This window comes from Streptomyces sp. NPDC027185 (assembly GCF_055567035.1).
Genome location: NZ_JBVHRF010000006.1, coordinates 169,421 through 185,034, shown reverse-complemented (window position 1 = coordinate 185,034; position 15,614 = coordinate 169,421). Strand labels below are relative to the sequence as shown.

16 protein-coding genes and 1 tRNA gene are annotated in these 15,614 nt (G+C 73.4%); 10 read left to right on the top strand and 7 right to left on the bottom strand.

Annotated elements, in window-relative coordinates; all coding sequences use genetic code 11:
- Positions 1-185: 185 nt before the first annotated feature.
- Complete coding sequence (locus ACZ4M8_RS20795) at positions 186-779, bottom strand: 5-formyltetrahydrofolate cyclo-ligase (protein ID WP_467609428.1); 594 nt, start codon at positions 777-779, stop codon at positions 186-188.
- 81 nt (positions 780-860) lie between these two features.
- Between ACZ4M8_RS20795 and galU the strand changes: the two genes are divergently transcribed.
- From galU to ACZ4M8_RS20760, 7 genes are all read left to right on the top strand, one after another.
- A complete protein-coding gene (galU, locus tag ACZ4M8_RS20790) occupies positions 861-1,763 on the top strand; it encodes a UTP--glucose-1-phosphate uridylyltransferase GalU (protein WP_467609427.1) in 903 nt (300 codons plus the stop codon).
- A gap of 4 nt (positions 1,764-1,767) precedes the next feature.
- Positions 1,768-3,084 carry a molybdotransferase-like divisome protein Glp gene (gene glp / locus ACZ4M8_RS20785; protein WP_467609425.1) on the top strand — a complete coding sequence of 439 codons (1,317 nt, stop codon included), beginning with the start codon at positions 1,768-1,770 and terminating at the stop codon, positions 3,082-3,084.
- 59 nt (positions 3,085-3,143) lie between these two features.
- A complete protein-coding gene (gene moaC / locus ACZ4M8_RS20780) occupies positions 3,144-3,626 on the top strand; it encodes a cyclic pyranopterin monophosphate synthase MoaC (protein ID WP_030282029.1) in 483 nt (160 codons plus the stop codon).
- Complete coding sequence (locus ACZ4M8_RS20775) at positions 3,623-4,123, top strand: MogA/MoaB family molybdenum cofactor biosynthesis protein (protein ID WP_467609423.1); 501 nt, start codon at positions 3,623-3,625, stop codon at positions 4,121-4,123. The genes moaC and ACZ4M8_RS20775 overlap by 4 nt, the downstream gene beginning before the upstream one ends.
- Positions 4,120-4,743 carry a GNAT family N-acetyltransferase gene (locus tag ACZ4M8_RS20770; protein ID WP_467609994.1) on the top strand — a complete coding sequence of 208 codons (624 nt, stop codon included), beginning with the start codon at positions 4,120-4,122 and terminating at the stop codon, positions 4,741-4,743. Before ACZ4M8_RS20775 ends, ACZ4M8_RS20770 begins: the two co-directional genes overlap by 4 nt.
- Before the next feature lie 151 nt (positions 4,744-4,894).
- Positions 4,895-5,944, top strand: a complete 1,050-nt coding sequence (gene sepX, locus ACZ4M8_RS20765) for a divisome protein SepX/GlpR (RefSeq protein WP_467609421.1) — start codon at positions 4,895-4,897, stop codon at positions 5,942-5,944.
- Between the two features lie 72 nt (positions 5,945-6,016).
- A tRNA-Ala gene (locus tag ACZ4M8_RS20760) sits at positions 6,017-6,089 on the top strand.
- A gap of 304 nt (positions 6,090-6,393) precedes the next feature.
- Here the strand turns inward: ACZ4M8_RS20760 and ACZ4M8_RS20755 are convergent.
- Entirely contained in the window at positions 6,394-7,272 is an 879-nt protein-coding gene (locus tag ACZ4M8_RS20755; protein ID WP_467609419.1) for a hypothetical protein, read from the bottom strand.
- Between the two features lie 513 nt (positions 7,273-7,785).
- Between ACZ4M8_RS20755 and ACZ4M8_RS20750 the strand changes: the two genes are divergently transcribed.
- The 3 genes from ACZ4M8_RS20750 (at position 7,786) to ACZ4M8_RS20740 (ending at position 10,106) form a co-directional block, all read left to right on the top strand.
- Complete coding sequence (locus ACZ4M8_RS20750) at positions 7,786-9,030, top strand: serine hydrolase domain-containing protein (RefSeq protein ID WP_467609417.1); 1,245 nt, start codon at positions 7,786-7,788, stop codon at positions 9,028-9,030.
- 189 nt (positions 9,031-9,219) lie between these two features.
- A complete protein-coding gene (locus ACZ4M8_RS20745) occupies positions 9,220-9,756 on the top strand; it encodes a hypothetical protein (RefSeq protein WP_467609415.1) in 537 nt (178 codons plus the stop codon).
- A complete protein-coding gene (locus ACZ4M8_RS20740; protein WP_467609413.1) occupies positions 9,753-10,106 on the top strand; it encodes a winged helix-turn-helix domain-containing protein in 354 nt (117 codons plus the stop codon). Before ACZ4M8_RS20745 ends, ACZ4M8_RS20740 begins: the two co-directional genes overlap by 4 nt.
- 127 nt (positions 10,107-10,233) lie before the next feature.
- Here ACZ4M8_RS20740 and ACZ4M8_RS20735 read toward each other — a convergent pair whose 3' ends face one another.
- From ACZ4M8_RS20735 to ACZ4M8_RS20715, 5 genes are all read right to left on the bottom strand, one after another.
- The gene (locus tag ACZ4M8_RS20735; RefSeq protein ID WP_467609411.1) at positions 10,234-11,658 is read right to left on the bottom strand and encodes a glycosyltransferase; all 1,425 of its coding nucleotides are present in this window, start codon (positions 11,656-11,658) and stop codon (positions 10,234-10,236) included.
- Positions 11,659-11,932: 274 nt separating this feature from the next.
- Positions 11,933-12,826, bottom strand: coding sequence for a MerR family transcriptional regulator (locus ACZ4M8_RS20730; protein ID WP_467609409.1), 894 nt, complete (start codon positions 12,824-12,826; stop codon positions 11,933-11,935).
- Between the two features lie 249 nt (positions 12,827-13,075).
- Complete coding sequence (locus tag ACZ4M8_RS20725; RefSeq protein ID WP_467609407.1) at positions 13,076-13,474, bottom strand: GntR family transcriptional regulator; 399 nt, start codon at positions 13,472-13,474, stop codon at positions 13,076-13,078.
- A gap of 181 nt (positions 13,475-13,655) precedes the next feature.
- Positions 13,656-14,678, bottom strand: coding sequence for an ABC transporter permease subunit (locus ACZ4M8_RS20720; RefSeq protein WP_467609405.1), 1,023 nt, complete (start codon positions 14,676-14,678; stop codon positions 13,656-13,658).
- Positions 14,675-15,604 carry an ABC transporter ATP-binding protein gene (locus tag ACZ4M8_RS20715; protein WP_467609403.1) on the bottom strand — a complete coding sequence of 310 codons (930 nt, stop codon included), beginning with the start codon at positions 15,602-15,604 and terminating at the stop codon, positions 14,675-14,677. The genes ACZ4M8_RS20720 and ACZ4M8_RS20715 overlap by 4 nt, the downstream gene beginning before the upstream one ends.
- Positions 15,605-15,614: the final 10 nt, after the last annotated feature.

Sequence of the window (15,614 nt, the reverse complement as noted above, 5' to 3'; positions counted from 1 at the left end):
TACGAGGGCCTGGACGTACGACCACCTCGCTCCGTCCGGCGGGCCCGGTCCGAAGCGGCTTCCACACCCGAAGCGGCTTCCGCACGGCCCGCCCGGTCTCGTTCCGCACGGCCCGTCCCCGCCCCTCCCGGCCTCCCTTTCCGGCCAACACGCAACGGCTGAGAAGCGCTACCCGAAGTCCGCCCCTACGCCGCGAACCGCCACACCTGGGACGGGGTCACCGCCGCGTCCACCGGCCGGTCGTGCGCCTGTGCCGGCACCTCGTCCAGCACCTCGCCGTCGTGCAGCAGCACCACCGTCGCCGGGTGCGCCCCGGCCCGCTCCAGACGCGTCAGCACCCGGTCGTACGAGCCGCCGCCACGCCCCAGCCGCGTGCCGTTCCGGTCCACCGCGAGCCCCGGCAGCAGCACCGTGTCCACCGCCGTCACCGCCTCGGGGCCCAGCCGCGGACCGGCCGGCTCCAGCAGCCCGCGACCCGCCTCGACCAGCCGTTCCGCACCCTCGTACGCCGCCCAGTCCAGATCGTTGTCGGCCAGCAGCACCGGCAGCAGCACCCGCGTCCCCGCGCCGCGCAGCCGCTCCAGCAGCGCACGGGTGGACGGCTCACGCCCCACCGACACGTACGCCGCCACCGTCCGGGCGTCCGCCAGCTCCGCCAGCTCCAGCGCCCGGCGCGCCAGCCGGTCCCCGGAAACCGCCGCGACATCGGGCGGCAACGCTCTCCTCACCTCCAGGAGATGCCGCCGCAACCTCTGTTTCCTACTGTGATCCGTGCTCACCGTGTGGCCCTGTTCCTGCTCTCCGAGAGTGTTAACCAGACGCTCATCATCGTTCGGATCGGTCCGGTTATGGTGCTCCGCATGACCCCATCGCACCCCCGGATCAGCAAGGCCGTCATCCCGGCGGCCGGCCTCGGCACCCGCTTTCTCCCCGCCACGAAGGCCACGCCCAAGGAGATGCTGCCGGTCGTCGACAAGCCCGCCATCCAGTACGTGGTGGAGGAGGCGGCCGCCGCCGGACTCTCCGACGTCCTCATGGTGACCGGCCGCAACAAGCGGCCCCTGGAGGACCACTTCGACCGCAACTACGAGCTGGAAGAGGCGCTGCACCGCAAGGGCGACGAATCCCGCCTCGCCAAGGTCCAGGAGTCCAGCGACCTGGCGACCATGCACTACGTCCGCCAGGGCAACCCCAAGGGCCTCGGCCACGCCATCCTCTGCGCCGCCCCGCACGTCGGCGACCAGCCCTTCGCCGTCCTCCTCGGCGACGACCTCATCGACCCGCGCGACCCGCTGCTGCAGCGCATGATCGACATACAGGAGCGGCACGGCGGCTCCGTCATCGCCCTCATGGAGGTCGACCCGGCCCAGATCCACCTCTACGGCTGCGCCGCCGCCACCCCCACGGGCGACGACGACGTCGTGGTGGTCTCGGACCTGGTCGAGAAGCCCGAGGCGGCGCACGCCCCCTCCAACCTCGCCATCATCGGCCGCTACGTCCTCGACCCGGCCGTCTTCGACGTGCTGCGCGAGACCGCGCCCGGCCGCGGCGGCGAGATCCAGCTCACCGACGCCCTCCAGACGCTCGCCGCCGACCCGTCCCTGGGCGGCCCGGTGCACGGCGTCGTCTTCAAGGGCCGCCGCTATGACACCGGCGACCGCGGCGATTACCTCCGTGCCATTGTCAGACTGGCATGCGAACGTGAGGACCTGGGCCCGGAGTTCCGGACCTGGCTGCGCAGTTACGTCACCGAGGAGTTGTAGGGCCTTGAGCGGTACCACCGACCCGACCCGCCGTCCGCACCGCGTCTGGTCGGTGGCCGGCCATCTCGACGACGTCCTCGCCAAGATCCGCCCCCTCGACCCGATCGAGCTGCAACTGCTCGACGCCCAGGGGTGCGTCCTGGTCGAGGACGTCACCGTTCCGGCCGCGCTCCCGCCGTTCGACAACAGCTCCATGGACGGCTACGCGGTCCGCGTCGCCGATGTCGACGGCGCCACCGAGGAGTTCCCCGCCACCCTCACCGTCATCGGCGATGTCGCGGCGGGCAGCGGTGAGCTGCCCGTCGTCGGCCCCGGGCAGGCCGCCCGCATCATGACCGGCGCGCCCGTTCCGCCCGGCGCCGAGGCCGTCGTCCCCGTCGAGTGGACCGACGGCGGCAGCGGCGGCGGCCCCGCCGACTCCATGGCGGCCCGCGGCGCGTCCCCCGCGGGCGCCTCCGGCGAGGTCCGGGTGCACCGCCCGGCCGCCGCCCGCGCCCACATCCGTGCCGCGGGCAGCGACGTCACCGCGGGCGAGCGCGCCCTGCGCGCCGGTACGGTCCTCGGCCCGCCGCAGATCGGTCTGCTCGCCGCGATCGGCCGCGGCACGGTCCGGGTCCGGCCCCGCCCCCGCGTCGTCGTCCTGTCCACCGGCAGCGAACTGGTCCAGCCCGGCGAGAGCCTGGGCCCCGGGCAGATTCACGACTCCAACAGCTTCCAGCTCACCGCCGCCGCCCGGGACGCCGGTGCCATCGCCTACCGCGTCGGCGCCGTCGCCGACGACCCCGACACCCTCCGCGCCACCCTGGAGGACCAGTTCATCCGGGCCGACCTGCTGGTCACCAGCGGCGGCGTCAGCGTCGGCGCGTACGACGTGGTCAAGGAGACGCTCACGGACCTCTCCGCCGAGGAGGGCACCGTCGAGTTCCGCCGCCTCGCCATGCAGCCCGGCAAACCCCAGGGCTTCGGCCTCCTCGGCCCCGACCGCATCCCGCTGCTCGCCCTCCCCGGCAACCCGGTCAGTGCGTACGTCTCCTTCGAACTCTTCGTCCGCCCCGCCATCCGCACCCTCATGGGCCTGCCCGACGTGCACCGCACCACCGTCCCCGCCGCGTGCACGGAAGCGATCACCGGCTCCCCGGAGGGCCGCCGCCAGTTCCTGCGCGGCTCCTACGACGCGGATGCCGGGACGGTCACCCCGGTCGGCGGCGCCGGCTCCCACCTCATCGGGGCGCTCGCCCAGTCCAACGCCCTGATCGTCGTCCCCGAGGACACCACCGGGGTCGACGCGGGCGGGAGCGTCGACGTCGTCCTGCTCGGGTAGCCGCCGCGCCCCAGGGGTACGGTGTCGTCCCACAGGCGGCAGCGCGGACCAGGAGAACAATGAGCAGCGGCCAGCAACACCTCACCCATCTCGACGCGGCGGGCGCCGCCCGGATGGTCGACGTCACGGCCAAGGACGTCACCGCCCGCACCGCCCGCGCCACCGGCCGCGTCCTGGTGTCGCCGCAGGTCGTCGCGTTGCTCCGGGGCGAGGGCCTGCCCAAGGGCGACGCGTTGGCCACCGCCCGGATCGCCGGGATCATGGGCGCCAAGCGCACCCCGGAGCTGATCCCGCTCTGCCACCCCCTCGCCGTCTCGGGCGTCACCGTGGACCTCACCGTCGCCGACGACGCCGTCGAGATCGCCGCCACGGTCCGCACCACCGACCGCACCGGCGTCGAGATGGAGGCCCTGACCGCGGTGTCCGTCGCCGCGCTCACCGTCGTCGACATGGTCAAGGCGGTCGACAAGGCGGCCGTGATCACCGACGTACGGGTCGAGACGAAGACCGGCGGCAAGTCCGGCGACTGGAGCCGGGGATGACCGCCCCGCGCGCCCTCGTCGTCACCGCCTCCAACCGCGCGGCCGCCGGCGTCTACCCCGACAAGGGCGGCCCGCTGCTCGCCGAGGGGCTGACGGCCATGGGCTTCACGGTCGACGGGCCGCGCGTCGTCCCGGACGGCGCACCCGTCGAGCAGGCCCTGCGCGAGGCGGTCGCCGCCGGGTACGACGCCGTCGTCACCACCGGCGGCACCGGCCTCTCGCCCACCGACCGCACCCCCGAAGCCACCCGCGCCGTCCTCGACCGGGAGATCCCCGGCATCCCGGAGGCGCTGCGCGCCGCGGGCCGCGAGGCGGTGCCCACCGCGGCCCTCTCCCGCGGACTGGCCGGCATCGCCGGCACCACCTTGATCGTCAACCTGCCCGGCTCGTCCGGCGGCGTCCGCGACGGCCTCACCGTCCTCGCCGCTCTCCTGCCGCACGCCGTCGACCAGATCCGCGGCGGCGACCACCCCAGGCCCCCGCGGAGCACCCGCTGAACGCGCCCTGGCCGGTCGTCCTCACGGACAACGACGTCACCCTCCGGCCGATAAAACTGCGCGACCAGCGCGCCTGGCGCGAGGTCAACGTCCGCAACCGCGACTGGCTGCGCCCCTGGGAGGCGACGGTCCCGCCGCCCCCGCCCGGCATCCCCGTACCGCACCGCCCGACCTACCGTCAGATGGTCCGCCATCTGCGGGCCGAGGCGTACGCGGGCCGGATGCTGCCGTTCGTCGTCGAATACCGGGGCCGGCTGGCCGGTCAGCTGACCGTCGCCGGAATCACCTGGGGCTCGATGTGCTCGGGCCATATCGGCTACTGGGTGGACCGCGACGTGGCCGGCCGCGGCGTCATTCCGACCGCCGTCGCACTCGCCGTCGACCACTGCTTCCGGAGTGTGGGACTGCACCGCATCGAGGTGTGCATTCGCCCCGAGAACGCGCCCAGCCGCCGGGTGGTGGAGAAACTCGGATTCCGCGAGGAGGGACTGCGCCCGCGCTATCTGCACATCGACGGCGCCTGGCGTGACCACGTGGTATTCGCGCTGACCGCGGATGAGGTCCCCGAAGGAATGCTGAACCGCTGGCGACGGCAGAAGCCTGGCACGCCCCACAAATGAAATGCCTGTTCGAATTGCTCCATCGAATGGCCACATCCGAAGAGTGCTGATCTCAACAATCACAAAAAAAGTTCGAGATATCAGCCAGATCGTGCGACACACCGGCCCAATTGGCGGATGGCCCCCCGCAAACCCCTCTACCGTGTGAGTCGTGAGAAGCAGCGGCCTCATCTACGCAGTCATCGTCGGGGCCTGGGCTGCCTACTTGGTGCCGATGTGGCTCCGTAGGCAGGACGAGCTGAACGAAGCGCGTCCCACGGAGCGCTTCAGTACGGCGATCCGGCTCCTCTCCGGCCGAGCGGCCATGCAGCGCCGCTACGACAAGGAGCAGGACGATCTCGCCGACGATGCCGCCGACGAGCAGGAACCGGACCACCGGCCCGACGAGGCCGACGTCCGGCCCCCCGGCGACCCCGCGACCGACCCCCGCACCCGGGTCGCCGCCCACCCGCCACGCCCCTCGCTCGGCGAACGCGCCAAGCGGGCCAAGGTCCTCGCCCGCCGCCGGCGCACCATCACGGTGCTCTTCCTCACCTTCACCGTCGGCGCGATCGTCGCCGCGGTCGGCGGCACCGCCTTCCTCTGGGCCCCCGCCGCCCCCGCCCTCCTGCTGAGCGCGTACATCGTCTACCTCCGCACCCAGGAGCGGCGCCGCTTCACCTTCACCATGGACCAGCGCAAGGCGGAGGCGGCGGCGCAACGGCTGCGGGAGGGGCGCCCCCGCCCTCCGCGGGCGGCCGACCAGCCGCCCGCCGCCGACCACCCGGCCGACCCCGCCGCTGACGCCCCGGCCGAGCCCCACCCGGAGCCGCGCCCCGAGCCCGCCCAGGCCGCCGGCCGCCGCGCTCTCGTCGAGGAGACCGACCACGCCGAGTGGGTCGACCAGCAGCGCGAGCGGGAGCGCCCGCACCCGGGATCCGGCACATGGGAACCGGTCCCCGTACCGCTCCCCACCTACGTCACCGCCCCGGTCGCCCCCCGCGCCACCAGCCACGTCGACCTCGACACCGACGACGCCTGGAGCTCCGCCCGCTCCAGCGCCGCCGCCGAGCACCCCGAGCCCCCGCAGCGCCAGGACCGCCCCGCCGCTCCCCGCCGCTCCCGGGGCCGCACCCCGCTGTTCGACCAGTACGCCTCCCCGGCGCCCCACGACACCGCCGACCCGGACGACTACGACCGCCCCCGCGCCGCGAACGAGTAGCCCGCCGCTGACCAGCACGGGAAGCGATTTCCGAGCACCGCCTGGGAGGTGCTAGAGTTTCACTCGTCGCAAGGGCCTGTGGCGCAGCTGGTAGCGCACCTCGTTCGCAACGAGGGGGTCAGGGGTTCGAATCCCCTCAGGTCCACCGGCGGACTCTCCCGGAGAGTTCTTGAAATCCCGCCCGATCTTCTGATCGGGCGGGATTTCTGCGTTGTGGGGGTTGTTGTGCGGGCGCGTGCCGGTCGTTCCTCCGGCGTGCCGGGACCGGCGGGGCCTGGGGATCGAGGAGACGAGCGGGTTGTGCGGCGCCGCGCAGCGGCTGGCGCGGGCCGCTGCCGGAGACCGGCCGCCGACCCGGGGTGGAGGCACCGGCAGGCAGGCTGTTCCGTGCGGGGCCGAGGGTGCCGGGTGGCCCGACCGGTGCCCTCGGCTCGGTCGGGGCCGGTCGGTCAGCGGTAGGTGACCCCGTGTTGGAGGCCGGTCGTGCCGGGGCTCGCGGCTTCGGGAGGGGGGCCGCCGGCGGTGATCACGTAGGCGCAGACCTGGTACCTCTCGCCGGGTACGAGGTTCTGGCGGACCTCGATCTCCCGCCACTGCGGGGCGTCGTCGCGGGGGGTGGGGTAGGCGGGCATGGTGTGGAAGCCGATGCCGTTGCGCTTGTCGGGGCCGGGGTAGACGACCTTCTTGGCGGAGTCCTCCAGCCAGAGATAGACGTCCACGAGGGCGTGGCCGGACGTGGTGCGCCACTCGCCGACCATGTAGAGGCGGTCCCCGTCGCGGCGGGCGCAGGAGCGGACCTGGACTCCGGGCGCCTGGGAACTCGTCGTCCAGGAGCGGCAGTTGCCCGCCGCCGGGTTGGGGACGGGGCCGGAGTCGGCGGTGTCCGCGGAGGCGGCAGGGGCGGCGGGCCGTTCGGTGGGCGTCGCGGGGGGTGTGGTCGGGGTGTCCGTGGGGTGGTCGGGGGACGGGCTCTGCCGCGGGGTGGGTGTGGGGGATGCCGGGGCGGGGGTGGTGGCCGGGCCGGTGGCGGTGACCGGGCCGGTGGCCGGGGTTTTGTGCCGCTCCCACAGGACCACGCCGGTGACGGCGCCGAGCGCCAGGATCACCGCGGTGACCAGCGACCAGGTCACACCGGCCGGGACGGGGCGGTTCGGCCGGGCGGGGGCGGGCGGCGCCGGGTAGTGGTGGTGCTCGTTGACGTCGCGGCCGGCTTGGTAGGTCCGTGCCTGGTCGGTGGCGTGCGCGGTGAACGAGGTCGTGGACGTGGGCGGTTGGCCGGTAGGGGGCTGCGGGGGCTCCGAAGGGGCGGGCCGGGGCTGTTCGGTCATCGCGGGGCGCCGTTCGGGAGTCCGGTGGAGGGGTGGGGGCGGCCGGTCGGTGCCGCTGTCCCGGGGGTTGAGGCGCGTGCCACCGTCTCGGCGTCCACAACGCTCCTTCTGGTGTTCAGGAGAGTCCAGTAGGGGGCGTTATTTTAGAGCATCAAGTGGGGCGCGATGGGCGCCAGTTGGTGCCTTGGGCCGGGCCCCTGCGGGGCGGGGCCGTTGCTGACGGGGGTGTCCGTGGGCGGCGGTGAGGGTGCGTCACGGAGGCGGGGGCCGCCTCATGCGCGCAGGGCGGGCGGGGGCGCTGCGTACGGCGAATTCCCCGGGGTGCCGGGCGGTCGTGCATCCGGGGGAACGAGCGTCCGGATGCAGTGGTACCGGACGCTCCTAAAATGGAAATATCTGTGCGCGGGGCACGCGATGGGGCGCTCGCCGAGACTCGCATTCTCGTGGGCTGGGTCGAACGGCCGAGCGGCCGGACCGGGGGCGCTTGCCCCGGAAGGCATATGAGAGGTCGCCATGACCATACATATCCCACCGGCTTTGATTGCTCTGGCGAAACTTCTGGCGGACCAGAGGCGGTCGCGTGAAGAGCTCTACGGAGCGAGGCTCGAACGGGACATCAGTAGCTACTTGGTGAAATACAGCGTGCCAGGGATTTCGATCGCCATCATGCGGGACGGAAGACTTGAATATGCTGACGCTTTCGGCTCGGCCAGGAGGCCGTTCGGAGCCTCGGAAGCACTCACCGAAAGCGATGTTTTCCGCATTGCGAGCATATCGAAAATGGTGACGGCCGCGTGCGTCATGAGGCTGTCCCAGGAAGGCAAAATCACCCTGGACCGAACGGTGTTCGGAGCCAATGGAATTCTCGGTACCGCCTACGGGTCGAAGCCGTACAGCGGCTTCACGACGATGCTCACGGTGCGCCACCTCTTGAAGCACACAAGTGGGTGGACGGACCTGGACGCGGTGGGCGCCCCTCTGGATCCGATGTTCACGAGTCCGGGCAGGACCCACGCTCAGATCATTGGTCACATGCTGGACGAGCGTCCTCCGATGCGGGCGCCGGGGCTGCTCCACGAATACAGCAACTTCGGGTACTGCCTGCTCGGGAGGGTCATCGAGAAGGTCACCGGGAAAACCTACGAGCAGTACGCCAAGGACGCCGTTCTCAGTAAGTGCGGAATCAGCCGTATGCATATCGGGTCCGAGTCGCCCGCCACCGCGAACTCCGGCGAAGTCGAATACTTCGGTGAGGGACTGCGGAATCCCTACAAGCTCAGAGTAGGTCTGTTCGACTCGCACGGCGGTTGGGTGGCCAATCCGATAGATCTGCTGCGGATGGCGAAAGAGATAGGTGTGTTCAGTATGAAGGAGGGGGTGCTGACGCGGGGCACCAAAACGCAGATGATCGTTGGCTCCGATGATGCGCCCGGATACGGATTGGGGCTGGAGCTCTTCCATGGCCCTCCCGTTTATGTGCCTCCCGTCACCCCCTCGTCTCCCCCGGTGAAAATTCCCGGGCGGGTGGTGTCGGCCGGGCACGGCGGCTGGATGGTCGGGACGATGGGGTTCTTGATCTCGCGTGACGACGGCTACTCGTTCGCTTTCCTGGCCAACAAACAGCCCGAGCGTCTGAGGGGGGAGTCTGCTTATGACAGCTCCCTTCTGTATGTCGCCGACCGGATCATCTGGCCTGCCATTGATTTCGTTTCCACGAGTGGGTACAAGCCGTACGACCTGTTCCCCCTGTACGGGTAGCGGGCTCCTGCGCGGCGGGGTCCGGTGGCCGTGAGGGGGTGGCGGTCGCCGGGCCCGGGGCGGTGCGCCGGGCCACGCTCCGCTTCACTCCCCTCCCGGGAAAGTATTTTCCAGAGTGGAAAGTGTGTGGCAGGGTGGGGTGGACGATGTGCGGTGCCCGGCCGGGTGCCGGGAGGGGTGGTGGACGTGATGGCGGTGCAGGGGAGTACGCCGGACGCGGTGGGTTGCGGGGCCGAGGTTCTGGCGCCGGACGCGGTGAGCGGGCTGCGGGAGGCGGAGGCGGCTCGGGCGCGGGCCGAGGTCCAGGCGCGGATCTTCCCCTCGTGGTGCGGCCCGGTGTTCGCGCTCATCGTGGTGGCGGTCGGGGCCACGCAGAGCTGGAGCGCGGGCCGGGACGGCTTCCCGGTCCTGGTGGCGCTGGTGGTCGCACTCGCCGGGGTTCTGGCGGTCCGTCTCGTACGGTGGTTCGCCACGCGCGGTACGGGTGTGGTGCGGTACGTGCCGCTGTCGGCGCGGCTGCGGCGGGGCCGCTACGGGTTGTTGATCACGGCGGTGGTGTGCGCGGTGACCTGGGGCGCGGCGCAGCTGCTCGGGACCGGCGCGTTCGCGGCGCGGCTCGCGGTGTACGTGGTCGCGGGCCTTTGCGTATGGGGCAACTTCATGTGGCGCAACGCCGCCGCCCGGCGGGAGCTGGCGCGGCTGCGGGACGAGCCGGGGGCGGCGTGAGCGGGACCGGACCCGGCGCGCCCGGGGAGCCGCGGTGGGACGCGGCGATCCACCACCCGACCCGGCTGGCGGTGATGGCGTTCCTCTCCGCCTGCGACGAGGCGGAGTTCGCGGCCGTACGGGACGGCTGCCAGGTGTCCGACTCGGTTCTCAGCAAGGCCGCGTCGGCGTTGGAGGCGGCCGGTTACGTCGCGATCCGCAAGGGGTACGCGGGCAAGCGGCCCCGTACCTGGCTCGCCCTCACCGACGCGGGAGAGTCGGCGTTGACCGGTCATCTGGCCGCGCTCCAGGGCATCGCGGACACGGCCCGCAGCGCGGGAGCGCGGGCGCGCCCGGAGGCGGGGGAGTAGCGGGGGAGTGCCGCGCCTGCTCGGGGCCCGGTGCGGGCGAAGGTGCCGGGCCGCTGCGGGCGGGGCGGTGGCAGTCCCTCCGGAAGTGCCATGTGCGCACCAGCGGTGGCGGCGGGTCGCTGCGGGGTCAGTCCGCCAGGCGGGCCACGGCGGAGACGACGGCGGCGATGCCGTCCTCCGTCTCCATCCGGCGGGCCGCGTCGGCGGCGCGGGCCCGGTGGGAGGGGTCGGTGGTGGCCCGGGTGAGTGCCGCGGCCAGCCGGTCGGCGGCGTCGTCGGCGGTGAGTGCGGCGTACGGGATCGGGGGTACGGCCGCCTCCAGTGCGGCCAGTCGCCCGGCCCAGAACGGCTGATCGGCGGTGACGGGTACGGGCACGCTCGGGACGCCCGCGCGGAGCGCGGCGGCCGAGGTCCCGGCGCCCGCGTGGTGCACCACGGCCGCGGTGCGGGGGAAGAGCAGGGCGTGCGGCACCTCCCCGATGGTCAGGACATCGCCCGAGGCGTGCGCGAGGGGGGTGGCGGTGGTGCACGGAGCCGCGGCGGCGCCTTCGGGGGAGGGGGCATCCGTACGGGCACCCGTAGGGGAATCGCCGGGGGTGGCGGAGCGGGGGCCGGTGCCGGCGGGTCCGGGGGCGTCCGGGGCCGTGGCCTCGGCCCGACGGAGCGGGAGGGGCGCCGGTCCGGGGTGGGCGGTGGCGGGGGCGGTCAGGCCCGCGGTGCCTGATTGGAGGATGCCGCGGAGTCCGGCGCGGCGCAGTGCCCGTACGGCGAGGTCGCCGAGGCGTGCGCCCTCGCCGGCGGCCATGCTGCCGAAGCCGACGAAGACCGGGGGCGGGCCGTCGTCGAGGAACGCCCGTACTTCGTGCGGGAGTTGGGCGTCGGGGGCGTGCCAGGGCCACCAGTTGCCGACGACGTCGAGGCCGGGGCGCCAGTCGGCGGGCCGGGGCAGCAGGGCCTCGCTGAAACCGTGCAGCACCCGCGGCCAGGCCGCCTCGGCGCGGCGGCGGACGGCGCCCGGGGTGGCGGGCGGCAGGCCGAGGCGGGCGCGGAGGGCGCGGGCCGCGTCGGCGTACAGCCGGTCGACGACGCGCGGGGCGAGGTGGCCCGCGAGGCGGTTGCCCCAGCCGCCCAGGTGCCGCCCACCGGCCACCACGGGTGCGAACTCCCTGGTGGGGGCGGTGGGATGGAGGGGGAGGCCGAGCGCGGGAATGCCGTACGCCTCGCGGAGGTGCCGGCCGAGCGGGGCGGTGGTGGCGGAGAGCAGCAGCAGGTCCGTATCCGGGGTGACGGCGTCGGCCATGCCCGCCCCCAGCTCACCGGCGAACGCGGCGGCGGCGCGCATCAGGGCCCGCCCGCCGTGCCCGGCGCCGCCCGTCCGTCCCGGATCGGCGGGCAGCCGCCGGAATTCGGGCCCGGCGGCCCGGACGAGCGGGGCGAAGCCGTCGTGCGTGGCGATCGCCACGTCGTGCCCCGCGGCGAGGAGAGCGGCGCCGATCCCGGTGTACGGGGCGACGTCACCGTACGAACCGGCGGCGGTGAGGAGGATCTTCATGGCGTGGGCCTTCCGTGGGCGCGCGGTCCGCAGCCGGTGCGGCGGGACGGGCGCGGTGGCCGGGGAGCGGGCGTGGTGCGGGCCCCTAGGGGGCGAGTGGTCCGTGCGGAAGGTCTCGGGCACGGCGTGCCGGGAGCTTCGGGCCCCGCGCAGCCGGGGCCCCGGGGCTCGCCGACCCGGACGTCATCGGTCGCGCCGGGAGCCTTCGGGCGGGGCGTCCTGGGGGCTTTCGGTCCCGGTGTGCCGGAGGCCCCTGGGCCTGCCGGTCCGGAGGTCACCGGTCGCGCCGGTCCTGGCCCGGCGGGTCTTCTGGCCCGGCGCATCGGAAGGCTTCGGCCGCCCCGCCGGGCTCCCCGGGCTCCGCCTCCAGGGGCTCATCCGCCGTCCCCGTCCCCGTCCCCGGGTCGCGTACCGCGTTGGCGTGGATGGCGGTGTGCAGGTAGGAGGCGAGACCGGGGCGTTGTTCGGACGGGGGGACGAGGAGGGCGAAGGCGCGGGGGTCGGTGAGGAAGTCGTCGGCGATACGGGCGTGCATATCGGTGGGGCAGGGGGTGAACCAGCGGCTGATGTGGGCGCGGTGTTCCTCCGCGAGCCCCATCGCCACCGGGCCGTCCGGGGGCTCCTCGGCGTCGTACGCGGTGAGCAGACGGGCGCGCCAGTCCGTCGCCTGGGCCATCAGACGGGTCCAGTCCTCTTTGGTGTGGGTGTCGGCACGGGCCATCGCACGCCGGTGACCTGCGCTGTCGCGCCACTTGTGCTGGGCGTCGGTGGCGTAGCTGAGGTCGAAGGCGATCTCGCCGAAGACCTCGAACCGTTCGTCGGGCGTCAGCCGTACGCCGGTCCGCTGGACCTCCATGGCGCGTTCGGCGACCTCCACCAGACGGCCGAGCCGGGCGATCTCCTCGGTGAGCCGGCGGTGGCGGGCGCGCAGCCGGTCGAGGAGGTCGGCGTCGGGCGCCTGGAGGAGCGTGGCGATCTCGCCGAGCGGGAAGCCCAGCTCGCGGTAGAAGAGGATCCGCTGGAGCCGGGCGAGGTCGGCGTCGGTGTAGCGGCGGTATCCGGCCGGGCTGCGGTCGCCGGGGCTGAGCAGTCCGGCCTTGTCGTAGTGGTGCAGCGTCCGCACCGTGATGCCCGCGAAGCGGGACACCTGGCCGACCGTGTAGCTCATCGCGGCGCCCTTTCGTCCTGGTCCGTCCTGCGGTTCCTCGCGGCGGAGCCCCGGCCCGCCCGTAGGGGGCCGGGGCGAGCCGCCCCCGTCGCCTCTCAGGGTGCGCCCTGACGCGACGTGAGGGTCAAGCGGGCCCGGCCGTGGGAGCAGGCCCCGGGAAGGCGAACGTCCCCGGGAGCGGCGCGGGCTCCCGGGGGCGGTACGGCGGCGGACGGGCCCGGCGGCGGGGGTCCGCCGCCGGGCCGGGGCTCAGCCGCCGTCCTGGTAGGTGTCCTGGAGGACGGAGTTGAGGAGGGCCTGGGTGTCCTCACGGGTGAGACCGGCGGTACGGGCCCGGGTCATCCAGGCGCGCAGCTCCTCGCGGAGCTGGGTGTCGGCGGCCGACTCCGGGCGGGCCAGGGTGCGGCTGACGAAGGTGCCGAGGCCGGGGCGCGGCTCGACCAGTCCCTCGCGTTCCAGCTCGCGGTAGGCCTTCAGCGTGGTGTTCGGATTGACCTTGGTGGTGGCCGCGACCTGCGCCGCCGTGGGCAGGCGGTCCCCTTCGACCAGGGTGCCGAGCCGCAGTGCCTGCTGCACCTGCTGGACGATCTGGAGGTAGGTGGCCACGCCACTGCGCCGGTCGATCCGGAACTCGACCACGCTCACCACCTCTCCGGCTCTTCCCTTTGCCGCGGCCGTCCGCCGGTCCCGTACGGGCCCGGCCGCCCCGATCGCCGTGCGCCGCGTGTGCCGGACTCCGTACGGCCCGACCGATTGATGATGGTGCGACCGCTACCGGGTGTCAAAGCGCGGCACGGCAGGTGACCGGGGGCGGCGGGCCGGCCGGCGCTCAGAGCGGCCGCCTGCGGGCGCGCCAGATGACGAAGCCGAGGATCAACGCGCTCGCCGCCAGCATCAGGAGCGAACCCCGCCACTGCATGCCGGCCATCTGGTCGAAGCCGAAGTAGTCGGTGACGCTCTGCGTGATGCCCAGCTTCTTCTCGCAGGCGGTGGTGGCCGACTCGGTCGTCTCCGCGCAGGTGCCGAAGCCGTAGAGCTTGCCGTCGGCGGTGGCCACCCAGTTGTCCATGTAGATGGCGTCCACCGGGATCGGCGGGGTGTCGGCGAGCGGGGCGAACATCCGCCGCAGGGTGGCGAGGTGGGCGGGGATACGCTCCCAGACGAGGCTGAACGCCCCCATGAAGACGACGGTGGCGACCATCGCGGTGAGGACCCGCTTGAGGACCACGCCGAGCGCGATACCGCAGACCGCGAAGAGGAGCGCCTTGGCGGGCAGCATCGGGCCGGTGACGTCGAACGGTCCGCTGTTCAGCCAGTCGCTGTGGAACGCGAGGACGTGGACCGGGGCCCACATCCACCGGAACGCCATCGACAGCGCCGTGGTGCAGACCACGACGAGGGCCAGCGGCAGCGCCAGCGTCGCGGCGATCCACCGGCCGCGGCTGACGGACTGCGTGGTGACCAGCCGGACCGTGCCGTGCTCCTGCTCACCGGAGATCAGCGGGGCGCCGAGGAAGAGCCCGATGAGCGCAGGCAGGCCGCTCAGCAGTACCACCCCGCCGTTGAAGGCGGTACCGAACCGCTTGACGAACGCCGGTGTCGTCCTCTCGCCGGGCTCGGCGCCGTACTCCCGGACGAAGTCGAGGACGGCGAAGTGCTGGTACACGAAGTACGCGGTGAGCAGCACGGTGACGGCGAGGCCGATGGTCAGTGCCGCGCGGTGGCGGCGCCAGACCAGCCAGGGCAGACCGCGCAGCAGCCTGCCCGGGGAGCGGCCGGCGGTGGTGTCGCTCATGGCGGGGGTGTTCCCCTCCTGCCGGGGGCGGTGTTCCGCCCGGATGTCGGTGGTCATGCGGCACGTCCGGGGGTGGCGGCGTCGAGGCGGGCCTCGTCCGCGATCATCGTGGGCGCCTGCGGTGAGCGCAGGTACGCCAGCAGGACCTCCTCCAGGCCGGGCGCCTGCTGCTCCCAGCTGTCGGAGAGCGGGCCGCCGGGGCGGATCAGCGCGGTGAACTGCCGCCCGGTGACCCGGGATTCGACGACGGTGTGCTGCCGGGTCAGGTCGTCGGGCAGGCCGTTGCCGACGGCCAGGCCCGTCACCAGGGTGTGCGCGGGGACCAGCTCGTCGGTGGGGCCGCCCATCCGCAGCCGTCCTTCGGAGAGGACGAGGAGGAAGTCACACATGTCCTCCATCTCGGAGAGCATGTGGGACGACATCAGGACGGTCGTGCCGTGCTCGGCGGCCTCGGCCATCAGCAGCCCGGCCATCTCGTGGCGGGCCAGCGGGTCCAGGTCGGCCATCGGCTCGTCGAGAAGCAGCAGGTCGGGCCGCTTGCCGAAGGCCAGCGCGAAGGCGACGCGGGTGCGCTGACCGCCGGAGAGCGTGCCGACCTTGGCGGTGAACGGGACGTTGCCCGCCTTCACGATCCGCTCGGCCAGGGCCTGGTCCCAGCCGGGGTTCAGCTCGCGGCCCAGCCGCAGTGTCTCGGCGACGGTGAAGCGCGGGTAGAGCGGCTTGTCCTGGGCGAGGAAGGCGATCCGCTGGAGGACGGCCGGGTCGGAGACCGGCACACCGAACAGCCGCAGCGAGCCGGCGGACGGCTGCACGAGCCGCGTCGCGGTCCCCAGGAAGGTGCTCTTGCCGGCGCCGTTGGGCCCGACCAGCGCGCAGATACGCCCTGCGGGGAGCCGGAACGAGCAGTCCTGCAGCGCCCAGCCGCGGCGGTACTTCTTCCCCAGACCGTCGGCCTCGATCGCCCATGGGCTCTGGTCACTCACCCGGCTCACC